This window comes from Zooshikella harenae, from assembly GCF_018837975.1.
GTDB lineage: Bacteria > Pseudomonadota > Gammaproteobacteria > Pseudomonadales > Zooshikellaceae > Zooshikella > Zooshikella harenae.
In genome coordinates this window covers 1-673 of the sequence record NZ_JAGSOY010000331.1, presented here as the reverse complement: position 1 = coordinate 673, position 673 = coordinate 1, and the positions used below count along the sequence as shown (strand labels likewise).

Genomic DNA, 673 nt, shown 5'->3' with positions numbered 1-673 from the left:
GAATTTGCTAAAAAACTCACTTCAGGATGAATTAGATTGCTTCTTTAAACATCACCAGAATTTAGAATACGATCAGCGGGTTGTAAGTAAAGCAGCCTTTTGTAAAGCGCGGACAAATTTGTCATATTCAACCTTTGTTGAACTTCATGAAACCTTAATCGATGGTTTTTATCGTGATGCAGCTTACAAAAAATGGAAAGGTTTCCGTCTTAACGCTGTCGATGGAAGTACGCTCAAGTTGCCTAACAATTCTGATGTAATTGAGCATTTTGGGCAACAAACAGGGAAGGAGGTTCCTCAGTCTAGAGTATCTTCACGCTATGATGTGCTTAACGGCATAACCATAGAGTTAATGGTTAGATCAATTCACGCAGATGAAAGGAAAATGGCACAGGAGCATCTCAACAAAACCACTTCTGATGATTTACTGATCTATGATCGAGGATATCCATGCTTTTCTATGTTTTCAGCGCATAGAACCAATGGTAGCCAATTTTTAATGCGCCTCCCTAGAAAATATTCCAAAGAAACAACGGCTTTTGAATCTTCAGATTTAATTGAAAATACTATCACTTTAGCCCCAAATAGACCCGAAACTAAACGTCGGTGTATTGATAGTGGTGTTTCTACCGAGCCACTGAATATAAGATTGATTAAAATAGACTTACCAGAT

General features: G+C 37.9%; 1 protein-coding gene. It reads left to right on the top strand.

The annotated features are described in order from the left end of the window. A partial coding sequence (locus KCG35_RS25970; protein ID WP_215822809.1) for a transposase occupies positions 1–673 on the top strand: 673 nt, incomplete at both ends.